The organism is Acinetobacter soli (genome assembly GCF_018139125.1).
GTDB classification, from domain to species: domain Bacteria; phylum Pseudomonadota; class Gammaproteobacteria; order Pseudomonadales; family Moraxellaceae; genus Acinetobacter; species Acinetobacter soli.
The window spans coordinates 3,128,619-3,150,372 of sequence record NZ_CP073241.1; the positions used below are offsets into that span (position 1 = coordinate 3,128,619).

Below are 21,754 nucleotides of genomic sequence, written 5' to 3' on the forward strand. Positions count from 1 at the left end.
TGTCCAAATCTGGCATACAGTAGAAAAACATCAAACAAAATCTTTAAAAACAAATAGCCAACCGGAGGATGACCGCATGGCCAGCTATAGTAAAATCAACAGTTTTAATGCATTAAAAACATTAAAAGTTTCAGGTCGTAATTACCAAATTTTTAGTCTGGCGCAGGCAGAAAAACAATTGGGTGATCTTGCGCAGTTGCCAAAATCGCTAAAAGTACTGCTTGAAAACCTACTTCGCTTTGAAGATAACCATACCGTAACGCAAGCCCATATTCAGGCACTTGTCGATTGGCAAAAAACGAAAACCTCTGAGCAGGAGATTCAATATCGACCTGCACGGGTACTCATGCAGGACTTTACTGGTGTTCCTGCTGTCGTCGATTTGGCTGCCATGCGTGCAGCGATGGCCAAGGCAGGAGGTGATCCGGAAAAAATTAATCCGCTTTCACCAGTCGATCTGGTCATTGATCACTCAGTAATGGTCGATCATTTTGCCACAGACGATGCGTTTGAAGAAAATGTTGAAATTGAGATGCAACGCAACGGCGAACGCTATCAATTTTTACGCTGGGGACAATCGGCCTTTAATAATTTCAGCGTTGTACCGCCGGGTACGGGTATTTGTCATCAGGTAAACCTTGAATATCTGGCGCAAGCCGTATGGACCAATGCAGAACAAGGGCACACCTATGCCTTTCCAGATACATTGGTCGGAACCGACTCGCATACTACCATGATTAATGGTTTAGGCGTATTAGGCTGGGGCGTAGGCGGAATTGAAGCTGAAGCAGCCATGTTGGGACAACCCATTTCCATGCTCATTCCAGAAGTGATTGGTTTCAAGCTGACTGGTAAACTCAAAGAAGGTATTACCGCGACCGACCTCGTATTGACTGTCACGCAAATGCTGCGCCAGAAAGGTGTGGTGGGTAAGTTTGTGGAATTTTACGGTGATGGACTGGCAGATTTACCACTTGCAGACCGTGCTACGATTGCCAATATGGCGCCAGAATACGGTGCGACCTGTGGATTCTTCCCAGTCGATGAGATTACCCTTGAATACATGCGTTTGACAGGCCGCGATCCAGAGCGGATTGCACTGGTCGAGGATTACAGCAAAGAGCAGGGATTATGGCGTCACACTGGTGATGAGCCTGTATTTACCGATACGCTAACACTTGATATGGCCAGTGTTGAGGCGAGTTTGGCTGGCCCAAAACGTCCGCAAGACCGAGTGGTATTGTCAAAAGTTCCAGCAGCATTTCAAGCCGCTGTCGAGTTGAACTTACAACCGGCCAAACCTGAAAAACAGCGCCTAGAAAATGAAGGCGGTGGTACAGCGGTAGATGTTGAAGAAAGTCATCATGAATCCGATACGCCGCATTTTGAACTCGATGGACAGCGTTATGATCTTCATCATGGCGATGTTGTTATTTCTGCCATTACCTCATGTACCAATACCTCTAACCCAAGCGTAATGCTCGCGGCAGGTTTGTTAGCGAAAAAAGCCATTGAAAAAGGCCTACAACGTAAACCTTGGGTGAAAAGTTCACTGGCACCTGGCTCAAAAGTCGTCACCGAATATTTGGCAGCTGCCGGACTCACACCTTATCTGGATCAGCTTGGCTACAATCTGGTGGGTTATGGCTGTACCACCTGCATTGGGAACTCAGGACCCTTACCCGACCCAATTGAAGCGGCCATTCAGAAGTATGATCTAAATGTGGCCTCGGTATTATCGGGTAACCGAAACTTTGAAGGTCGTGTCCATCCGCTGGTGAAAACCAACTGGCTTGCCTCACCACCTTTGGTTGTGGCTTATGGGCTGGCTGGTACCATTCGCAAAGATTTAACCGCCGAGCCTTTAGGTCAGGGCAAAAATGGTGAAGATATTTACCTCAAAGACATTTGGCCAAGCAGTGCAGAAATTGCAGCAGTATTGCAAAAGGTCGATACCGAGATGTTCCACAAGGAATATGCAGATGTTTTTGAAGGGGATGAAAGTTGGCAATCGATTCAAATTCCACACAGTAAAACCTATGAATGGGCCGATGATTCAACTTATATTCAGCATCCTCCATTTTTTGAAAAAATCGATCAGCCACCTGAGCCGATTCAGAATATTGAGCATGCACGTATTTTGGCCGTGCTAGGCGATTCGGTCACCACAGATCATATTTCACCTGCTGGTAATATCAAGAAAGACAGTCCCGCTGGTCGCTACCTCCAAGAAAATGGCATTGAACCTAAAGATTTTAACTCCTACGGTTCGCGACGCGGCAATCATGAAGTCATGATGCGCGGTACTTTTGCCAATATCCGTATCAAAAATGAAATGCTGGGAGGCGAAGAGGGCGGTAACACCTTGCATATTCCGAGCGGTGAAAAACTCGCGATCTATGATGCTGCCATGCGTTATGCCGAGGAACACACGCCACTGGTGATTGTGGCAGGTAAAGAGTATGGCACGGGTTCCTCTCGTGACTGGGCTGCTAAAGGCACCAATTTACTGGGTGTAAAAGCAGTCATTGCCGAAAGCTTTGAGCGTATTCACCGTTCTAATCTGGTTGGAATGGGGGTTTTGCCGTTACAGTTTGTCGATGGTCAAACACGACAATCTTTAAATCTGACCGGTAAAGAAGAGCTGTCTATTTCTGGTTTATCAGACGAGATTCAGCCGCATCAACAGCTTGACGTGAGTGTGACGCGTGAAGATGGATCGACTGAGAGCTTCAAAGTACTCTGTCGTATCGATACACTGAACGAAGTTGAGTACTTTAAAGCTGGCGGTATTTTGCATTATGTACTGCGCAATCTGATTGCAGCTTAAACATCCTTGAGTTCACTTTTTAAAGGCCTTTGTTATCATGACAAAGGCCTTTACTGTTGGGCTAACAATCGGCAGCTAAAACCAGTAAAATATGCCGTCTTTAAAATGAACTGATTTGAGCCGTATGACTGACTTCCACGACGATGAATATGAACGCCGTTTTGCAGGCGTTGCCAAAATTTATGGTGATGAAGCATTTCATCATTATGAACAAAGTCATGTCATGGTCATTGGAATTGGCGGTGTCGGGAGTTGGGCGGTTGAAGCCTTGGCGCGCACGGGAATTGCTCAATTAACGTTGGTCGATATGGATGTGCTGGCTGCATCGAATATTAACCGTCAGTTGCCTGCATTATCATCGACCTTGGGGCAAGAAAAAGCAGCGATCATGGCGGAGCGTTGTCGTCAGATCAACCCGCGAATTCAGGTCAATGTGATTGATGATTTTTTATCGGCCGATAATGTTGCAGATATATTGGCTGATCAACCCGATGTGGTGCTGGATTGTATTGATGATGTCAAAGCCAAACTTGCACTGATGCTGCACTGTCGTTTCAATAAGATTTCGTTAATTGTGTCTGGTGGAGCAGGTGGCAAACTGGATCCGCTTAAAATTCGCGTTGCAGATTTGTCTAAAACCGAACAAGACCCGATGCTGGCCAAGTTAAGAAGTCAGTTGCGGGCCAAAGGCATTTGTAAAAAGCCTAAAGAGAAGTTTGGCATTACCTGTATTTATTCGATTGATAATCCATTTTCCAGTGCAGAGGTGTGCGCAGCGGCGGGATTACGCTGCGGCGGATATGGCTCTGCGGTGGTGGTGACATCAAGCTTTGCCATGGTTGCCGTGGCAGAAGTGCTTAAAAAGCTCGATCTGAAAAATCACAAAATCAAACAGCACGCATAAATTTGGACAAATAATCCGCTTTAATTGTCGTCGTCTGCGCCTGGTCTAAAATAACTGTAGCTCACGTCATCATCGCGATATACGTTGTAGCTCGGTTGTTTATAGTCAGAAATCCACTGGCTGCCACTATAACCTGCGATATGACCATATACATGGTTTTTGGTGCGCTTAATAATATAAATATCGCCGACTTTTGGGTGGTCAAATGCAGGTTGAATTTGGCGATAGCCAATTTTCTTTAATGTATCGCCCCAGTCCGAAGCAGCGACAGGATGGCTCTGAATCTTTGCGCCCGCAGATTCTAGGGCAATACGAACCATCTTGGCGCATTTAGCCGTGCTGGTAAATCCACTCATTGTTTGTAATTTTGAGACAAATTTATGCACATCAATCTGACTACGTCCTGCTTTTTCAGAGGAAAAAGAAAACGGACCAGATGACCGGCTTGAAGATTCAATAATTGTTCTTTCTGTTGTGCTTTGCGTTGGATAATAATCGGCAGCTTGTCCGTCATAAATCATGGTTGAACTTCATCCCTACGTTTTTTAAGTCGCTGTGCAAATGATGTAATTTCCTGACCGGCTCATCCTACAGGTCGAACCTTAAAGAATTTTTTAAGCTATGTAATAATATTTCACAAAGTGATTATTTTTAAATCAGTTGCACGTTAAATCAGACGCTTAGTGCTGTGAAATAAAAGATGAATGAAGATTTTTTAGACAATTGTTTGTACGAAGCACATAAAGAAGTGCCATGACGAAAACCGTAAGTCATGGCACTATTTTGATTTAAACACTTTGCTCAATACTGACCGTATCGCGACGGCTTAAGCTTTCTGCCATCTGATGCAGTGCCCGATCGATATCATGCAGAGTTTTGGCGTTTCCACCACTTAATGCTTGTCGCCATTTACGTGCACCCGGCAAGTTCTGGAACAGGCCTAAAATGTGGCGCGTGATAATCGACAGTGGTGCACCTTCAGCCAATCGTTGTTCGATATATGGGAGCATTTTGTGCATGATTTCAAATCGATCTGGAGGCGTCAGGTTCCACAACTGCCCGAGTTCTGCCAGTAGATAAGGATTATGATACGCTTCGCGACCAATCATCACGCCATCAACATGTTGTAAATGCTGCTGTGTTTCTGCAACGCTTTTAATGCCACCATTGATTTCGATATAAAGATTTGGGCGTTCTTGTTTGAGTCGATAAACATCTTCGTAGCGTAGCGGCGGAATTTCACGGTTTTCTTTAGGCGATAACCCTTTAAGTAAGGCAATTCTGGCATGGACAACAAAATGGCGGCAGCCAGTCTTTGCCACGGTATCTACAAAATTCAGCATTTCATCGTAAGACTGCATGTCATCAATGCCAATACGATGCTTAACATGTACAGGAATATCAACGACCTGTTGCATTTGTGCAATACATTCGGCCACGAGATCGGGTTCTGCCATCAGGCATGCGCCAATTTTATTGTTTTGTACACGGTCACTTGGACAGCCGACATTGAGATTGACTTCATCATAGCCCCAATCTTGTGCCATTTTGGTACATTCGGCCAGATCTTTGGGATTGGAACCACCCAGTTGTAGCACAATAGGGTGTTCTTCATGGCTGTAATCGAGATGGCGTTTGGCATCACCAAATAAAATCGCGCCTGTCGTGACCATTTCGGTGTACAACACCACATTCGGATTAAATAGGCGAGCAAAAAAGCGGTAGTCTTTGGTCGTCCAATCCATCATCGGGGCAACCGAAATACGGGGCTTTAACGTCTCTAGTGATGATTTCATGAAAACAGATCCAAACAATGAGTGTGCAACGAGGGCATAAATTATACGCGGTTTATGCTAAATCCCCAAATTGTGCAATTGGGGATGTTTCTCACGCCACATTGGGTTTTTTGTTCCGATACAGCAAATAATCTAAAAGTGCAAAGAAGGTGGCAAAGATAGCCAGTGCCAAACCTGCCATGCAGGTATATATCCATCCACCATGATTCCATGCGTATGTACCAATCGCAGAACCTGTTGCAGCGCCACCAAAATATAGCGTCATATAAATGGCATTTAGGCGAGATTTGGCATTGGGACGAATTCGAAAAATAATATTTTGATTGCACGAATGCACAAATGCCAAACCGAGATTCGTCGTGGCAAAACCAATTAAATATAAGATTAATCCAGCCGAAGAAAAATAAAAGATCACCCAGCTTAAAATTAAGAAACCACAGCCCAGAAAAGTAAACAGCGTTCCGTAACCACGATCGGCATACTTCCCTACAAACTGAGAAGACAAAGCCCCAAATACTCCCACCAAACTCACCAAGCCAATCCACATATCTTGTAAATGAAAGGGCGCGGAAGACAGATACACGGCAATGGTCGAGAAAATCACACTCATCGAAGCAAATGCACCCGCGCCTGCATAGGCTCGAATCGATAAACGCTTTTCACTCACCAACAGTTCAGCCATCGATTTAAATACATCGCTGTATTTCATTCGAATGCGCATGGCATAAGGCAGTTCGGATTTTAGTTTAAAGGCTAAAATAAAGATGAGTACTGCACTAACCACATAAATCAGTTTCCAATGGATCAATTGCGACAGTAACCCTGACAAGCTGGTCGAAAGTAAAATGCCAACCAGCAATCCACTCATTAAGAATCCAACCACTTCGCCTATTTTTTCAGGCCGCACGGTCATGGTGGCAAACGGAATCAAGACTTGAGCTGCAACCGAAAACAGCCCCGTAATCACGGTTCCGATCCAGAGCATGGTTAAATTCACGGATGTAGCACAGATCAAAAGTCCTACACCAGCCAAGGCCATCAATAACGGAATGAATTTGGTTTTATTGACAATATCGCCCAGAGGCACAATCAAAAGTAGGCCAAAAGCATACGACATTTGCGCAAAGGTAACGGTTAACTGGGCTTGGGCTGTGGTAACCCCAAAGGCATGTTGAATCGAATTGATTAGTGGTTGGCAAAAGTAGTTTGCGCCCGCAGTCAGACCACATGCAAGCGCCATCAACCAAAGTAATTTTTTATTCTGGCTAATATCAGATGTTTCTTGCATAAAATTCTCTCATATCAATGGGTATACGCAGTTGCTTCAACTTCAAATTGCATATTGGGTAATGCCAGTCCTGTCACAGGAATAAGTGTACAGGCCGGGAAATTCTGTTCAGGCCATAATGTCTGCATGATTTTAATCATGATCTTATGTTTGGTCGTATCATGATTCACAATCAACAGGCCTAACACTGCGATGTTAGTGATAGAGGCATTGATATGGTTAAGCGCTCGTTCGATATTGTGAAATGCTTGCCATACTTGTTCAGAAAAATCATGTGAAAATTCACCAGCCTGATTTTCACCACCTTGACCTGCAATATGTAAGATTCGCTGAAAATTTCTAACTTCTACAACATGGTTATAAGCAAATGCTTGGGGATTATATAACGTTTCAGGGTTAATGATTTGAAAACAATGTTTAGATTTGAATGACATGAGAATATGAAGATGATTAAATTAAATGCTAGTATCAAAGCTCAAGTTAACTTGAGGTCAAGCGATTGAAGCAAGAAAATTTAGCACAACAATTCATCACGATTGGAGAGTTGGCTAAACGTAGTGGGGTAAGTGTCTCTACAATACGATTTTATGAAGAAAAACAATTGATCTGGAGTATTCGAACTAATGGCAACCAACGCCGATATGTGCGTGCGATGCTCAGACGTATTGCTATTATTAAAGTAGCGCAGTTGGTGGGTATCAGTCTTGAAGAGGTTAAACAAGCATTTTCGGTTTTACCTGATCGAAAAATGGCATCTAAACAAGATTGGGAAAACATGTCTAATCTCTGGAAAAATCAACTTGAAGAAAAAATTCAGACCTTATTGCAGATTAGACAGCAACTGGACTGGTGTATTGGTTGTGGATGTTTATCGCTTGATCAATGTCCGCTACGTAACCCTGATGATTACTATGCGAGCCAGTCAAATGGAGCACATTTTCAGAAGATTCAATATCGTATTGAACCACTTGAAGCAGAAGATTAATGTTTTAATCGGCTTTTGCCTAAGCTAATCATTAAAACACCCACGATATTGAGCCCACATCCGATCCATTGCCAAAGATTTAAATGCTCATTGAGAAACAAGACAGCCAGTATAATGGTGAGAATGGGCCCAATTGAGGCAATCATGGCAGACTGTGAAGCCCCCAAGCGCTGAATACTTTGCATTAATAAAGCCGTTGGTAAAACGGTAACGAAAAAACCAAGACCAATGCCATATAGCCAAACACCGGTTGGCAACTGCATGAGTGTGTCTATAGGGTGTGTAGTGCCAATGATAAAATGAAGCAGTGTGCCTACGCAGGCCACGCTCAGCGCCAAACCGTTAAAATTCCATGAACCAAATTTTTTAATAAGATGAGGGGTCAATAATAAATACGCTGCAAACGCGACGGCACTGGCAAATACGACGCTACAGCCGATCCACAGATTGCCCTGACTTGGTGCGATTTTGCCTTCTTGTAGCATGACCAGAACCGTTCCTCCATAACTCAAAAAAATGGCAAACCAAGTTTTTGCATTTAATTTTTGACGATAAATTAAACTTGAGGCCAAAACAGTGAGCGTGGGATACAAAAATAAAATAATGCGTTCAAGTGAAGCACTAATAAACATCAGCCCCACAAAGTCTAACCAGCTGGCGAAATAATAGCCCAATAGCCCAGCAAAAACTAAAATGAGCCAATCTTTTATATGAATGCCTTGATTATGATGCCGATTTAACCAGCAAATAAGTATAAAGAAGGGTAAAGCACTTCCCATTCGAAGCACCATTAAGGTGGTTGCATCAACCAAAGGAGAGAGGGCGTAAGCCTGTTTGATAAAAATGGCTTTGGTGCTGAGTAAAAAAGCAGCAAAAATGGCACACAGGGATCCTGTTTGTACCGAATTCATTGAAAATTTCATCTAAAAAATAGCATCTTGAGTCGTTTTTTAATTTTTAGTCAAACTCTCCTATTTTATAGATTTAAGGTATAAAGATGAATCATTAGTTCAAAATATAGGTATTTATTAAATAAATAGTGGGTGGTAATTTAAAAAAGTTCAATTAGAATCCAAAAAATGAACAAAACATAACCTGGGGGAGAACATCGTTTACTACGGTGTTTGTACTTAAGAAAATTAGCTTGAGGAATGCTCATGCAGATCGGAATCCCAACAGAAACGATCGCTGGTGAAAATCGTGTCGCAGCGACACCAGAGACAGTGAAAAAGTTGATCAGCGCTGGCCATCGCGTCTTGATTGAGCGTGGAGCAGGGGTAAGAGCCGCGTATATCGACAGCGCTTATGAACAGGTAGGTGCTACCATTACGGAAGATGTTTATTCGGGTAGTCAATTGATTTTGAAAGTTCGGGCACCTCAAGGTGACGAAATTCAAAAGTTAGCTGCACATACAACCGTTGTGGCGATGTTTGATCCATATCGAAATCCAGACCTAGATACCTTTGCCAGTCAAAACGTATCTGCATTTGCTCTAGAGTTGTTGCCACGTACATTGTCTCGTGCGCAAAACATGGACGTGTTGTCTTCTCAAGCCAACTTGGCGGGTTATAAGTCGGTTTTGCTGGCAGCAGCAGAATACCAGCGAATGTTCCCGATGCTCATGACCGCAGCAGGTACTGTAAAACCTGCACGTGTGGTGATTATGGGGGTTGGGGTGGCAGGCCTTCAGGCGATTGCCACAGCCAAACGCTTAGGGGCAGTGGTTGAAGCCACCGATTTACGCCCAACGGCTAAAGAGCAAGTCGAATCGCTTGGGGGTAAGTGGTTAGATGTGCCGATGTCACCTGAAGAGCAAGCGCGTGCCGATGAAGCTGCCAAAAATGGATATGGCTGGACGCCGGGTGAGCAGTACATCAAGGATCAGGCAGCCATTGTCGATAAAGCAGTGTCCAATGCCGATATCGTCATTACGACTGCGCTATTACCGGGTCGAAATGCACCACGTCTAATTAAAGCGGAAACTGTGGCCAAAATGAAACCGGGTTCAGTCATTTTGGATATGGCCGTCGAAACAGGCGGTAATGTTGAAGGCTCTAAAGTCGGCGAAACTGTATTCACCGAAAATGGTGTGAAGATTTTAGGTGTTCCAAATATTCCATCGACCTTGTCGACAGAAGCTTCAGCACTTTACGCACGCAATGTATTCAATTTTGTTGAAACACTGTTTGATCAAGACAAGAATTTTGCCATCAATCCAGAAGAAGAAATTCAAAAAGCCCTATTGGTCACTCATGGCGGTCATGTACTGCTCAAGCGTGGTTAAGGAGAATACTCATGGTTGAAACGATTACAATTTTCGTCCTTGCCATCTTCGTAGGTTATTACGTGGTATGGGGCGTTACGCCTGCATTGCACACACCGCTGATGGCGGTCACGAATGCATTGTCTTCCATTATCATCGTGGGGGCGATGATCCAAACCGTGGGTTTACCCATGATTGGTGTAGAAGGCAGTGTCGATTTTCAAAGCATCAATGTCGTGAGTGTATTGGGTGCTATTGCGGTGTTCTTGGCCAGTATTAACATTTTTGGTGGCTTCGCTGTAACAGCGCGCATGCTTGAAATGTTTAAGCCGAAGCAGAAAAAATAAGAGGACGAAAACATGGAATTTATTCGAGCAAACGCAGAGTGGTTCTACCTGATCGGTGCAGTCCTGTTTATTATGACGCTTCGCGGATTGTCTGGACCTAAAACAGCAATTTCGGGTAACCGCTACGGCATGATCGGTATGGCAATTGCGGTATTGACCACGTTTTTTGTGGCTGATCATCCTGTGGTTTGGATGATTGTGGGGGCGATGGTGCTGGGTGCAATTGTGGGGATTGTGCGCGCACGTACGGTACCAATGACACAAATGCCAGAAACGGTTGCACTGATGCACTCTCTGGTGGGTCTGGCAGCGGTACTGATTGCTATTGCTGCAATTTTGCACAACAACCAATTAACAGTTCTGTTTGAACAAAACGAAGCAGCGTTGACTGCTGCGGGCGTTCAACATGCACACATGAGCCCAGTACATTTGTTTGAGCTGTTTGTAGGTTGCTTTGTCGGCGCAATTACTTTTACTGCATCAGTTTTTGCCTACGGTAAACTGGCTGCAAAGAAATGGGCCAAAACTATTTCTGGCGCTTGGGTAAAGCCTGTGCAGGCCATAATCTTTATTGCAATGCTGGCCTGTGGTTTTTACTTCTTCTCGACAGGCAACATGACGGCGTTCTGGGCAATGACTGCACTGGCACTGGCCTTTGGCTGGGTGTGGATTGCACCAGTTGGTGGTGGTGATATGCCAGTGGTGGTATCACTTCTCAACTCATTTTCTGGGTGGGCGGCAGCAGGAATTGGTTTTACCTTAGAAAATAACATGCTGATTGTGGCCGGTTCATTGGTCGGTTCATCGGGTGCGATTCTGTCTTACATTATGTGTAAAGCCATGAACCGAAACATCTTGAATGTTTTATTCGGTGGTGCAATGGGCGGTGCTGCGGTTGCGGGGGCTGCCAAAGGTGAACAGGTGCAGCGTAACCACCGTTCAGGCTCGGCAGACGATGCAGGCTTCTTGATGTCGAATGCAGACAGTGTGGTGATTGTACCGGGCTATGGTATGGCACAAGGTCGTGCACAAAATGCGGTAAAAGAACTTTGCGAATTACTCAAAGAGCAGGGTGTAAAGGTGCGTTTCGCAATTCACCCTGTGGCGGGGCGTATGCCGGGCCATATGAATGTATTGTTAGCAGAAGCAGATGTGGCATACGAAGACATTCTGGAAATGGATGAGATTAACTCTGATTTTCCAGCAACCGACGTCGTGCTTGTGATTGGTGCCAATGACGTCGTTAATCCGGCTGCGAAAGATGACCCAAGCTCTCCAATTTATGGTATGCCGATTTTGGAAGCCCACAAGGCACGAACCATTATGGTGATCAAACGTTCAATGGCAACAGGTTATGCAGGTCTGGATAATGATTTGTTCTATAACGAAAAAACCATGATGATTTTTGGTGATGCCAAGAAAGTGGTGGAAGATATGACCAAAGCCATTAATGGCAATGGTCACTAATCTGAGCTAAAACGAAAACCACCTGAGGGTGGTTTTTTTAAGCCTCAACCAATATTATTGGTGGAATTAAATTTAAAGACAATGAATAGTTTATGATTGAATAGGCTCTACAGAACAATAAGATCTCCAAATTTATGATGTTAAAAGACTAATTAAAAATAGGAAAAACAACGGTGAACAAAGCTTTATTTTATACGCATCGATGTATGATGGTTTTATATGCGATGATGTTGGTATTGGCGTGGATTATTTTTATACAACATAGCAAGTCGGACACGATTACTGTTTTAATTTTACTGACTGCCATCTACGGTGGTATGTTCTTTTTGCATCTTAAGGCTTCAAACGAAGTGAAAAACGGCACTGAAGTTGGAAAAACATTATCACAGGGCTTAGGGTGTTTATTGCTCCTTGGATTTCCAATAGGAACTGTAGTGGGAGTTTTTATTTTGATCAATACTCGTAAAAAGAAATGGCAGACAGGTGCGCTCTAAGTGTCGAATCCTCATGAAAGTGTATGGTTAATTGGGTTAAGTGACTCTGTGGTCTCTCATGCAAGTATCAATCTAAATCTCAATCATAAAAAAGCGACCATTCAGGTCGCTTTTTTATATGCTTAACTTTAAGCTATTGCTTCTGGTGCATTGCGCCACAAGCTTTCAAGGTCGTAAAATTTACGAGCAGTTGGTAACATCACATGTACCACGACATAACCTAGATCGATTAAGATCCACTCGGCGTCGCGTTCGCCTTCGATTCCGATCGGGCGATAGCCTGCTTTACGTGCTTCGTCTGCAACGTTGTCTGCAAGAGCTTTGACATGACGGGTAGAGGTACCACTGGCAATCACAATGGCGTCTGCAACATTGCTGATGTTACGAACGTCAATTTCTAAAATATCTTTTGCTTTTACATCGGTGAGCGCATCATGTACGACTTTTAGGCAGCCTTGTACATTCTGCGACGTAGAATTCATGGCGAGATCGTGAGAATTAGAAGCGCTGGGCGATGGTTCTAAATTCATAAAGGGTATAGTTTCCTGACAATTACTCATTGTTTAATATAGCGTCTTTACGCCCAAATTTCAATTTTTCCTATCGGTTGAGTTTGAAAAAAATTGTTTAAAAAACTGTCAATTCAAACTAAGTGTTTACATCATCAGAGAAATATTTTGATTTCCAGTCAAAAGAGTCGCTTGATGATGCGCATGGCCGATATTCTGCGCCAATAAAACCCGAGTAATGACTACTTTGTAGCCAAGCAAATATCTGTTCAAAATTGAGCTGACCTGTGTCGGGTTGGTGGCGACCGGGACAATCAGCAAACTGAATATGTCCGATGTCGTGAATGTTTTCTTTGAGTTCTTCTAATACATCTTCGCCCATCATGGCGATATGATAACAATCGTATTGTAGCTTGAGTGCAGGGTGATGAACCGCTTCAAGCATCTCTTGAGCCTGTGCAGTATTTTGAATTAAGAAGCGTGGCATATCGGTACCGTTGATCATTTCAATCAAGGGTTGAATATGATGTGTGCTTAACAGGTTGCAGGCAAGTTTAAGATTGCTTGCCAAAGTATTCAGGCAAGGCAATAGATCGTAGTCGTGTGGCTGCTTGCCCGCCAAAATATTCACCCGTGGCACATCTAATGCGGTGGCATAATCAATCGCTAACTGCAAAGCCTGCGCAAAAGCCTGCTCTTGGCCGGGTACACCCGCCAGACCATTTCCACCTTGCATTAAATCGCCAGCAGGTACATTGATCAGACATAAATCGAGTTGGTGATCATGCAACTGTGTCTGAATTTGCTCAATAGACAGCTCATACGGAAACTGAATTTCGATGTGCTGAAAGCCATGTTGGTGCGCCAGCGCAAAGCGTTCAATTAAAGGTACTTCCGTAAAGATCATGGATAAATTAACAGCCAACTGACTCATCATGAATGTCCTTTTCTGTTAGTGATTTACATCATCTACATGTCTGATCATAGTGGCTAAATCTTGCTGTGCATAGCCATTTTCTTGGTGTGCTTGTAACTGGCTCAAGGCTTGTACCGCAACTGGAATATGCAGGTTACAGCGCTGTGCCAGCAGCACCGCATTGTTTAAGTCTTTGGCGAGGGTTTGGACTTTCCATTGCACCGGCTCAAAAACCTGTTTGGCCATGCGCGGTGTCAAAATCTGAAATGGCTTGGAGTCTGCAAATCCGTTCGCCAGCGCGGGTGCCAGCAAAGTGGTATCTACACCAGCTCGACCAGCCAGTGCTACAGCCTCAGCAATCAGAGCGCTGTTGGCCGCGACAATGAGTTGATTGCAAATTTTGGTTGCTTGCCCAGTTCCGACATCTCCCATACGCGTCACACGTTGTGACAAGATGTTATAGAGTAGATTCAAGTCTTGAATTACAGCAGGATCACCACCGGCAAAGATCACCAAGGTGCCTTGTTCAGCGCCGGCTGTCCCGCCCGAAACAGGTGAGTCAATCCAGATCACTTTATGCTGTGCGGCCTGTTTGGCCAGTTGGTGAGTCGCCTCAACCGACAAGCTTGAAAAATCGACAATTACTTGCTCGGCTTTCAAATAGGGCTGTATTTGAGCAAAGACATCATGCATGGCGGCATCGTCCGCAACACAGGTTAAAATGAGGGGGTAATTACCCAGATCTTCAAATTTAAGCAATGCTGCGCCCATATCCAGCAATACATCGCATGCACTTTGAGTTCGATTCCATACCGCGACTTGAAAGCCGGCCTGAATCAGTCGGGTCGCCATTCGGCTACCCATAAGTCCCATGCCTATAAATGCAACGGGCGTGTGAAGATCAAAGCGCATACATCAGTCCTTGTTTATTTATATTGTCGAGGCAGAAATTCCACCTCAGGGTGTTTGTCTTTTTGCCGAGCGAGGCGGCTGTTCTTACCCAATAATAACTTTAATTGCCAAAGTTTCTCTAGCCGTAATGCACGATGAGGTGCATGTTCCATGGCATTTAAAACTGACTTGGCTGCGGCCACGGCATCTGGAGAGCGCTGTAGAAATTCAACAGCTAAATGCTCTGCGGCTTGATGTGGCTCATCTGCAAGATGAGTAACCAATCCGACGGTTTTTGCATATTGAGCATCAAAAATACGTGCGCTTAAGGTAAGTTCTTTGGCCAGATCTGGCCCGACCAGCCCTTTTAGTGAGCGTGTAAGCCCCATGTCGGGAACCAGTCCCCAACGGCTTTCCATGATCGAAAGCTGGGTATCTGGATGCGCAATGCGAATATCGGCAGCCAGAGCCAGTTGCATACCAGCACCAAAGCAATAACCTTCGAGTACCGCAATCACTGGAATAGGCAAGCGTTGCCAAATTAAAAAAGCTTTTTGAAACAGACTTTCGCCCGGTTTGATCAGCTCCCACGCGGCATAGGCTCGATTTTTAGGGTTATTTAAATCACTTAAATCAATCCCTGCACTAAAAACCTGCGCTTCACCTTTTAAAATTACACAGCGAATATGACGATCTTTTTCTATGGTTTTGGCCGTCACAATCAGCTCACGTAGCAAAGCAAAGCTCATGGCATTACGTTTTTCTGGTCGGTTTAAGCGCACCTCTGCAATACCATTTTGTATGCTGAGTTTGATCAGTTCCATGTTTGAGCACTCGTGTTCATTTAAATTGTTATTCAGCTCAGCATAGCATGTGCTTCAAAATTAACACGAACACATCAGTCACACGGTTTGGGCTAATCACGTTCAGACAATATATGCTTGGCCGCACCCTCAACTTCACGAATACTTAAGTTGAGTGCTTCAAACCGTATCTGGGTTTCCTGAATAAACGCAGCATCTGCCTTACGGCGTTCTTTACGCAAAGTCGAGACAAACTGTTCAAATTCGCCGGCTACCTGTTGCAGTTTCGGGGTTCCCACATAGCGCGTAGCACCATATAAACGATGCAAAACATGTTCAAGCTGTGGAAAATCCTCCAGCTCGATGAGTTGCTCCATTTCGTTCAATTCAGTATCAAAACTATCGACCAGCATTTTAAGGAGATCGAAGGCCAAATCTTCTTTATTGGCTGCAAGCTGTAAACTTTGCTGCCAGTCTAAAATAGACGGGTCGAGTGCATCGATCAAAATTTGATGCTCATTTGCTGCTGGGCTATCAAAATCGGCTTTGCTCCACTGATTCAAGATGTGAATGATCTGTTCCATCTGAATCGGTTTGGTCACGTAGTCATCCATGCCGACTTTTAACAGCTTTTGCTTTTCATCAGCCAGTGCATGCGCGGTCAATGCAATAATCGGTAGGCGCATGTTGTTATCTAGTGTCGATTCAAGTGAGCGGATGGCACGCGTGGTGTCGATGCCCGACATAACCGGCATTTGAATATCCATAAATACCAAATCAAACGGCTTTTCTTTTTGTTCGATGCGCTGTTCGATAATATTTAAAGCTTCCTGACCGCTAAGTGCTTTGGTGGTGGTGACATTCAGCTCGCTCAGCAACGCCTCAAGCACAATCAGGTTAGGTAGATGATCATCGACCGCCAATACATGCAGGCCCCGGCCATTAAACTGTTCGGGTTGATGCTCAAAAATCGGCTGGTTACTCAGAAGCTGAACCAGTGCGCTTCGACTCAGCGGCTGATATAACGGTCGTGCACGATAGTCATTGAGCATATTTGGCTCAAGTGCCATCTGGTAGCCATACACCGCTAAATTGCCGGTATAGCGCTGACGAATCTCTTTGAGCAGCGCTTGGGTATCGCCACTATGATCGACAATGAGCCAAGTATTTTCTTTTGAGCTCAAATGATTCAGACGGCTAAAGAGTTCCAAAATCGAAGTAATTTCGGTGTGATTGACGCGATAGTTTTCGAGATAATGCCGCAAAATATTGGCTGTGGCTGGATGGGCAAGATACGACACCACATGCAGTTGAGGAAATTGCGGGTACTCTGGAATAATATCGTCTTCGGTTTTAAATTGTGCAGTAAACCAGAATGTTGAGCCTTTTTCGGTTGGTGCGCGTTCTTGGTTGTCTTCAAAACCAATATGACCGTGCATGAGTTGCACCAGCTGTTTGGAAATGGCAAGTCCAAGTCCTGTACCGCCAAACTGACGTGTTACCGATGCATCGCCTTGTGAGAACGACTCAAACAGTTTCTTGCGGTCGGTACCACTTAAACCAATGCCACTGTCCTGCACACTAAAATGTAGCAAGCACTGACCAATATCATCGTGTTCCATTCGAACCCGAACGATAATTTCACCATCTGGGGTGAATTTGATCGCATTGGAAATCAGATTGGTTAAAATCTGTTTGACGCGTAGCGCATCTCCATTCACGATTTCAGGAATGTTATCGCCATAATAAAAGGCCATATCGATATGCTTTTGTGCCGCCAGCGGCGAGAGCATATCCATCACATCAAAAATAGCTTCTTCTAAATTAAATGCCGCCGTTTCAAGTTCAAGCTTACCGGCATCGATTTTTGAGAAGTCGAGTACATCGTTAATCAGCGCCAGCAAATGTGCCGATGATTTACGAATGGTTTGCAAGTACAAACGTTGCTCATTACTTAAACTTTGCTGACGCAACAACAAATGGATAAAACCATCGATACTATTGAGTGGAGTACGCAACTCATGGCTGATATTGGCCAGAAAAACCGATTTGGCCTGATTAGCTGAAATAGCCTGATCACGCGCTTGGCGATAGGTAATATTTTGCACCTCAAGTGTATCGAGTGTGCGACGCAAATCGTCTTCGGTTTGCTCGGTATGTTCTTTTAGCTCTAAGAAACTAAAGTGTAAGCGTTTGACCACATTGGCAATATCACGCTGTAGCAAGCGCAGCTCGCCAGTACTATTAATTACCATATGCTGATCGAGCGTATCGGCATTGAGGCGTTGCAATTGCATCCGAATCTCGTACATCGGCGCAATCCAGCGCCGTGAGTAAAAGTTCAAACACAGCAGCAATAATAATAAGGTGATCAAGGCCGTGACAATCAATACGGTGAAAACCCGATAATGGGCAATCTGTAGCGGTTGATTGTCCATTTCCACTACCAGCCACATCGGTCGATTATTGCTGGATTGAATGCGCTGGCCGTAAATATTGTTGTGGTTATGGCTGATGGGGCCGAAAAAGATCATATCTGGAATTTTGGGCCAAAAGCGCGTATCGCGATAGCCGATGCTTAACGAGACTTGGCCTTTTTGATCGATAATCGCGGCACGTTTCAGGTAGCGTTCGTTATACATACTCTGCATGATCCGAAGCGCCTGATCGTACTGATCGGGACGTAACTCTACCAGTCTGAGTAAATTGCTGGCGGTATGTTCATAGCGTGTTAATAAGGCAGCGGCAGTATGACGCTGCTGAGATTGGGCTGCTGCACCAGTTTCATTGAGGACCAATACGGTTCCCACCGCGGCCAACACTAAAATTGGAACAAAAATCAACGCGATTAATTGACCATAGGCATGGTTTAACTGTAAGCGTTTGGATAACTTTTTATTAAAATTTGACATAGCCCAATCAGATCTATCCCGATGAGCGGCATATTAGCATGCTTTGGGTCAAACTGATGGTGCTTTAATCATCCCCAAGAAAAAGCTGAGTGAAAGGAGTGCAGCCGAGGTGTTTTTTTCATACAATAGGCGTCACCTTGATTTGGGTGTTAAGCATGAACACAGCAGAACCTGATTTTTTAGCCGATGAGTTTTTGTTAGACCATTATGTTGGAAAGACGCCGTTGGTGCGTTTACAGCGTGTTGGCGCACAGACACAAGCGACCATTTTGGCAAAACTAGAAGGGAATAACCCGGCTGGTTCGGTAAAAGACCGCCCTGCATATAACATGATTATGCAAGCTGAAAAACGCGGTGACATCAAACCGGGCGATACCTTAATTGAAGCCACCAGTGGCAATACAGGCATCGCTCTGGCGATGGTCGCTGCGATGCGTGGCTATAAAATGAAGCTGATCATGCCCAACAATATGAGCCAAGAGCGCAAAGATGCGATGCTGGCTTATGGCGCTGAGCTGATTGAAGTGACCCAGCAACAAGGCATGGAAGGCGCACGAGATATGGCGCTTCGTCTGCAGGCAGAGGGCAAGGGCGTGGTCTTGAACCAGTTTGGAAATCCAGACAATGTTCAGGCACATTATCTGACCACCGGCCCAGAAATCTGGTCGCAAACGGGGGGCAAAATCACGCATTTTGTCAGCTCTATGGGAACCACAGGCACCATTATGGGCGTGTCGAAATATCTAAAAGAACAAAATCCTGAGATTCAGATTGTGGGTTTACAGCCATCTGAAGGCTCAAGTATTGCGGGTATTCGTCGCTGGCCACAAGAATATTTACCGACGATTTTTGAACCGTCGCGTGTCGATCGTATTATTGATATTCCACAAATCGAAGCAGAAAAAACCATGCGCCGTTTAGCGCGTGAAGAAGGAATTTCGGCGGGCACATCTTCGGGTGGTGCGGTTTGGGCATCGCTTAAAATTGCTCAAGAGCAGCCAGATGCCGTGATTGTCTGCATTATTTGCGACCGTGGTGATCGTTATCTGTCGACCGGACTATTTTCGGTGAAAGACTAATTTTGCTCGATTTGTGAGAATAAAATGCGTTTTCCCACGTTGGTTTTCGACATTGAAACCTTGACCGATTTAAAGGCCGGAGCGCATTTGTATCATCTGGATTTACCACAAGATGATCTGGAGCAGGCCTTAACTAAATTGCGTCGTCAAGAATCTGGAACAGATTTTCAGCGTCTAGCGCTCCATGAAATTGTCTGTATTTCTGGTCTATGGATCGATGAACAAGGCTTGCGCTTGTTTTCGTTTAGTCAAGAACATTGGAGTGAAGCCGAGCTACTGGCCAAGTTTCTGTCTATTTTTGACAAGCGCCACCCGACCTTGGTGAGCTGGAATGGTTCACAATTTGACTTGCCGGTAATTTTGTTTCGCGCCATGTATCATGGACTTTCTGCACCGAGTTTGTTTGATCAGGGTGAGTTAGACCAACAAAAGCGCTATAATAACTATCAGAACCGATATCACCATCGTCATGTGGATTTAATGGATGTGATGGCCATGTTTAATGGTCGTAATTTTCAGAAACTTGATGATGTCGCCTGCGTGCTGGGCTTACCCGGCAAGCGCGGTGAAAATGGCTATCATGTGCCTGCTTATGTTCGGCAGGCCGAGTGGCTGAAGCTGAGCAGTTATTGCGAAGGTGATGTGCTCAATACATGGCTGATTTATTTGCGCTGGTTATTGCTTAAAGGGCAGTTGCAGCGTGAAGAACATCAAGGCTGGATTCAGGCTACAATTGGATATTTGCAGCAGCAACCCCAACAGGCTGACTTTTTAGCGGTTTGGCAACGCACTGCGGCACATACCACCTTTACTTCACACGATTTTCCTGAACAGCAGGAAGAAGGTCTCTTTTGAAAAAGCAAGCGCCATCTCGTTCTCCATCTGTCACGCGCTATACGTTTCAGATTGAATCATTTTCACATGAAGGACGAGGGATTGCACATTTCGGTCAGTCTAATGACCACCCGCTAGACAAGCACGGTAAGAAAGCATTTATCCGTTATGCACTTCCGGGCGAAACCGTTTTGGCTAAAATTACCCACGCCACCAAGCGCTTTGAAGAAGGTGAGGTGCTGGAAATCTTAGAGGGTAAATCATCGCTTCGCGTCGATCCGATTTGTCCTCATTATGGCGTATGCGGTGGTTGCAGCATGCAGCATATTGCCGCTTCAGAGCAGATCAAGATCAAACAAGATGTTTTAAAGTCGCATTTACAGCACTTTGCAGGACTCGATGTGCAAGAATGGCTTGCGCCCATTCGTTCAGATCGTGACGACTACCGCCGTCGTGCTCGGATAGGCGTACGCTACATCGCCGCCAAAGATCAGTTGGTGATGGGGTTTCGTGAGCATGCCAGTAATCGTTTAACCCCGATTCAGCAGTGCCCAGTGCTCGATCAAGCCTTATCTTCAGCTTTGCCAGAGCTGAATCAGTTGATCCAATCTTTGTCGGCCAAAGCTGAAATTGGACATCTGGAACTGGCCATGGGTGATCAGGATATTGCACTGGTGGTACGTCACTTAGGTGCACTTGGCAAAACAGATCGTCAGGCATTGCTTGCATTTTGCCAGCAAAAAAATTGGCAACTTTATGTTCATGCGGGTCGCAGTGAACAGCTTAAACGCTTGGACGAGCCTCAAGCCGCGATGCGTTTGAGTTATGCCTTACCCGAATTCAATCTGAATTTTAACTTCGCGCCGTCTGATTTTACTCAGGTGAATGCTGGGGTGAATCGTCAAATGATTGCCTTGGCATGTAACTTGCTAGATCTGAAAAAAGGTGAACGGGTGCTGGATTTATTTTGTGGTTTAGGCAATTTTTCTTTGCCTATGGCGCAATGTGTTGGGCAGACCGGGCATGTGGTTGGCGTGGAAGGCAGTGACAAAATGGTTCAGCGTGCCCATGAAAATGCGGCACTCAATGCGATACAACAGGTTGAATTTTTTTCACAAGATTTAACAAAAGACTTCTCGCATCATTCTTGGGCGAATCAAGGATTTGATGCATTATTGATTGATCCTCCTCGTTCGGGTGCACTGGAAATCATGCAGTATATTTCGAACTTTGAGGCCAAAAGAATCGTTTATGTATCATGTAATCCAGCAACACTGGCAAGGGATGCAGGTGTGCTGGTACAAAAAGGTTACCAGTTGAAGAAAGTAGGCGTCATGGACATGTTTACACATACAGAACATGTTGAGTCGATTGCTTTATTTGAGAAAATTCAAGAGATAAACGATTAAAAAATGAGTTATAACACCATAGGAGA

General features: G+C 44.7%; 20 protein-coding genes. 10 read left to right on the forward strand and 10 right to left on the reverse strand.

Annotated features, from left to right (window positions below; translation table 11 throughout):
* The first annotated feature begins 76 nt into the window (after positions 1 to 76).
* Both acnA and KCV09_RS14450 read left to right on the forward strand, forming a co-directional pair.
* The gene (gene acnA, locus KCV09_RS14445) at positions 77 to 2,830 is read left to right on the forward strand and encodes an aconitate hydratase AcnA (protein WP_048766338.1); all 2,754 of its coding nucleotides are present in this window, start codon (positions 77 to 79) and stop codon (positions 2,828 to 2,830) included.
* Positions 2,831 to 2,954: 124 nt separating this feature from the next.
* Positions 2,955 to 3,734 (forward strand): tRNA threonylcarbamoyladenosine dehydratase, encoded by a 780-nt coding sequence (locus KCV09_RS14450; protein WP_048766336.1) that lies wholly within the window; start codon positions 2,955 to 2,957, stop codon positions 3,732 to 3,734.
* A gap of 20 nt (positions 3,735 to 3,754) precedes the next feature.
* Here KCV09_RS14450 and KCV09_RS14455 read toward each other — a convergent pair whose 3' ends face one another.
* The 4 genes from KCV09_RS14455 to KCV09_RS14470 form a co-directional block, all read right to left on the reverse strand.
* The gene (locus KCV09_RS14455; protein ID WP_004940560.1) at positions 3,755 to 4,255 is read right to left on the reverse strand and encodes a hypothetical protein; all 501 of its coding nucleotides are present in this window, start codon (positions 4,253 to 4,255) and stop codon (positions 3,755 to 3,757) included.
* A gap of 267 nt (positions 4,256 to 4,522) precedes the next feature.
* On the reverse strand, positions 4,523 to 5,530 hold the full coding sequence (gene dusA / locus KCV09_RS14460; protein WP_151814871.1) for a tRNA dihydrouridine(20/20a) synthase DusA: 1,008 nt from the start codon (positions 5,528 to 5,530) through the stop codon (positions 4,523 to 4,525).
* Between the two features lie 91 nt (positions 5,531 to 5,621).
* Entirely contained in the window at positions 5,622 to 6,818 is a 1,197-nt protein-coding gene (locus KCV09_RS14465) for an MFS transporter (protein WP_151814872.1), read from the reverse strand.
* A gap of 14 nt (positions 6,819 to 6,832) precedes the next feature.
* Entirely contained in the window at positions 6,833 to 7,252 is a 420-nt protein-coding gene (locus tag KCV09_RS14470; protein WP_151814873.1) for a RidA family protein, read from the reverse strand.
* A gap of 65 nt (positions 7,253 to 7,317) precedes the next feature.
* Between KCV09_RS14470 and soxR the strand changes: the two genes are divergently transcribed.
* Positions 7,318 to 7,803 carry a redox-sensitive transcriptional activator SoxR gene (gene soxR / locus KCV09_RS14475; RefSeq protein WP_119690389.1) on the forward strand — a complete coding sequence of 162 codons (486 nt, stop codon included), beginning with the start codon at positions 7,318 to 7,320 and terminating at the stop codon, positions 7,801 to 7,803.
* Here soxR and KCV09_RS14480 read toward each other — a convergent pair.
* Complete coding sequence (locus tag KCV09_RS14480; protein WP_212515302.1) at positions 7,800 to 8,726, reverse strand: DMT family transporter; 927 nt, start codon at positions 8,724 to 8,726, stop codon at positions 7,800 to 7,802. The two genes, soxR and KCV09_RS14480, sit on opposite strands and share 4 nt — an antisense overlap.
* Before the next feature lie 234 nt (positions 8,727 to 8,960).
* Between KCV09_RS14480 and KCV09_RS14485 the strand changes: the two genes are divergently transcribed.
* The 4 genes from KCV09_RS14485 (at position 8,961) to KCV09_RS14500 (ending at position 12,375) form a co-directional block, all read left to right on the forward strand.
* A complete protein-coding gene (locus KCV09_RS14485; protein WP_004945345.1) occupies positions 8,961 to 10,088 on the forward strand; it encodes a Re/Si-specific NAD(P)(+) transhydrogenase subunit alpha in 1,128 nt (375 codons plus the stop codon).
* Positions 10,089 to 10,099: 11 nt separating this feature from the next.
* Complete coding sequence (locus KCV09_RS14490) at positions 10,100 to 10,414, forward strand: proton-translocating transhydrogenase family protein (protein ID WP_004940548.1); 315 nt, start codon at positions 10,100 to 10,102, stop codon at positions 10,412 to 10,414.
* A 12-nt stretch (positions 10,415 to 10,426) separates the two neighbouring features.
* A complete protein-coding gene (locus KCV09_RS14495) occupies positions 10,427 to 11,881 on the forward strand; it encodes an NAD(P)(+) transhydrogenase (Re/Si-specific) subunit beta (protein WP_004945351.1) in 1,455 nt (484 codons plus the stop codon).
* 173 nt (positions 11,882 to 12,054) lie between these two features.
* Positions 12,055 to 12,375: a hypothetical protein gene (locus KCV09_RS14500; protein ID WP_228301565.1), complete on the forward strand. Its 321-nt coding sequence runs from the start codon at positions 12,055 to 12,057 to the stop codon at positions 12,373 to 12,375.
* A gap of 128 nt (positions 12,376 to 12,503) precedes the next feature.
* Here the strand turns inward: KCV09_RS14500 and rsfS are convergent, their stop codons facing one another.
* The 5 genes from rsfS to KCV09_RS14525 form a co-directional block, all read right to left on the reverse strand.
* Complete coding sequence (gene rsfS, locus KCV09_RS14505; RefSeq protein ID WP_004940540.1) at positions 12,504 to 12,905, reverse strand: ribosome silencing factor; 402 nt, start codon at positions 12,903 to 12,905, stop codon at positions 12,504 to 12,506.
* A 118-nt stretch (positions 12,906 to 13,023) separates the two neighbouring features.
* Positions 13,024 to 13,818, reverse strand: coding sequence for a hydroxypyruvate isomerase family protein (locus KCV09_RS14510; protein WP_212515303.1), 795 nt, complete (start codon positions 13,816 to 13,818; stop codon positions 13,024 to 13,026).
* Between the two features lie 18 nt (positions 13,819 to 13,836).
* The gene (locus tag KCV09_RS14515) at positions 13,837 to 14,712 is read right to left on the reverse strand and encodes an NAD(P)-dependent oxidoreductase (protein ID WP_212515304.1); all 876 of its coding nucleotides are present in this window, start codon (positions 14,710 to 14,712) and stop codon (positions 13,837 to 13,839) included.
* A 14-nt stretch (positions 14,713 to 14,726) separates the two neighbouring features.
* Entirely contained in the window at positions 14,727 to 15,515 is a 789-nt protein-coding gene (locus KCV09_RS14520; protein WP_004945363.1) for a crotonase/enoyl-CoA hydratase family protein, read from the reverse strand.
* 92 nt (positions 15,516 to 15,607) lie between these two features.
* Positions 15,608 to 18,406, reverse strand: coding sequence for a GacS-like sensor histidine kinase (locus KCV09_RS14525; RefSeq protein ID WP_004940532.1), 2,799 nt, complete (start codon positions 18,404 to 18,406; stop codon positions 15,608 to 15,610).
* A 155-nt stretch (positions 18,407 to 18,561) separates the two neighbouring features.
* On the opposite strand from KCV09_RS14525, the gene cysM reads away from it, so the two are divergent.
* From cysM to rlmD, 3 genes are read left to right on the forward strand one after another with little or no spacing between them, the layout of a single operon-like run.
* On the forward strand, positions 18,562 to 19,485 hold the full coding sequence (cysM, locus tag KCV09_RS14530; protein WP_025096089.1) for a cysteine synthase CysM: 924 nt from the start codon (positions 18,562 to 18,564) through the stop codon (positions 19,483 to 19,485).
* A gap of 24 nt (positions 19,486 to 19,509) precedes the next feature.
* The gene (locus KCV09_RS14535) at positions 19,510 to 20,340 is read left to right on the forward strand and encodes a 3'-5' exonuclease (protein WP_212515305.1); all 831 of its coding nucleotides are present in this window, start codon (positions 19,510 to 19,512) and stop codon (positions 20,338 to 20,340) included.
* Positions 20,337 to 21,728: a 23S rRNA (uracil(1939)-C(5))-methyltransferase RlmD gene (rlmD, locus tag KCV09_RS14540; protein ID WP_212515306.1), complete on the forward strand. Its 1,392-nt coding sequence runs from the start codon at positions 20,337 to 20,339 to the stop codon at positions 21,726 to 21,728. Before KCV09_RS14535 ends, rlmD begins: the two co-directional genes overlap by 4 nt.
* Positions 21,729 to 21,754: the final 26 nt, after the last annotated feature.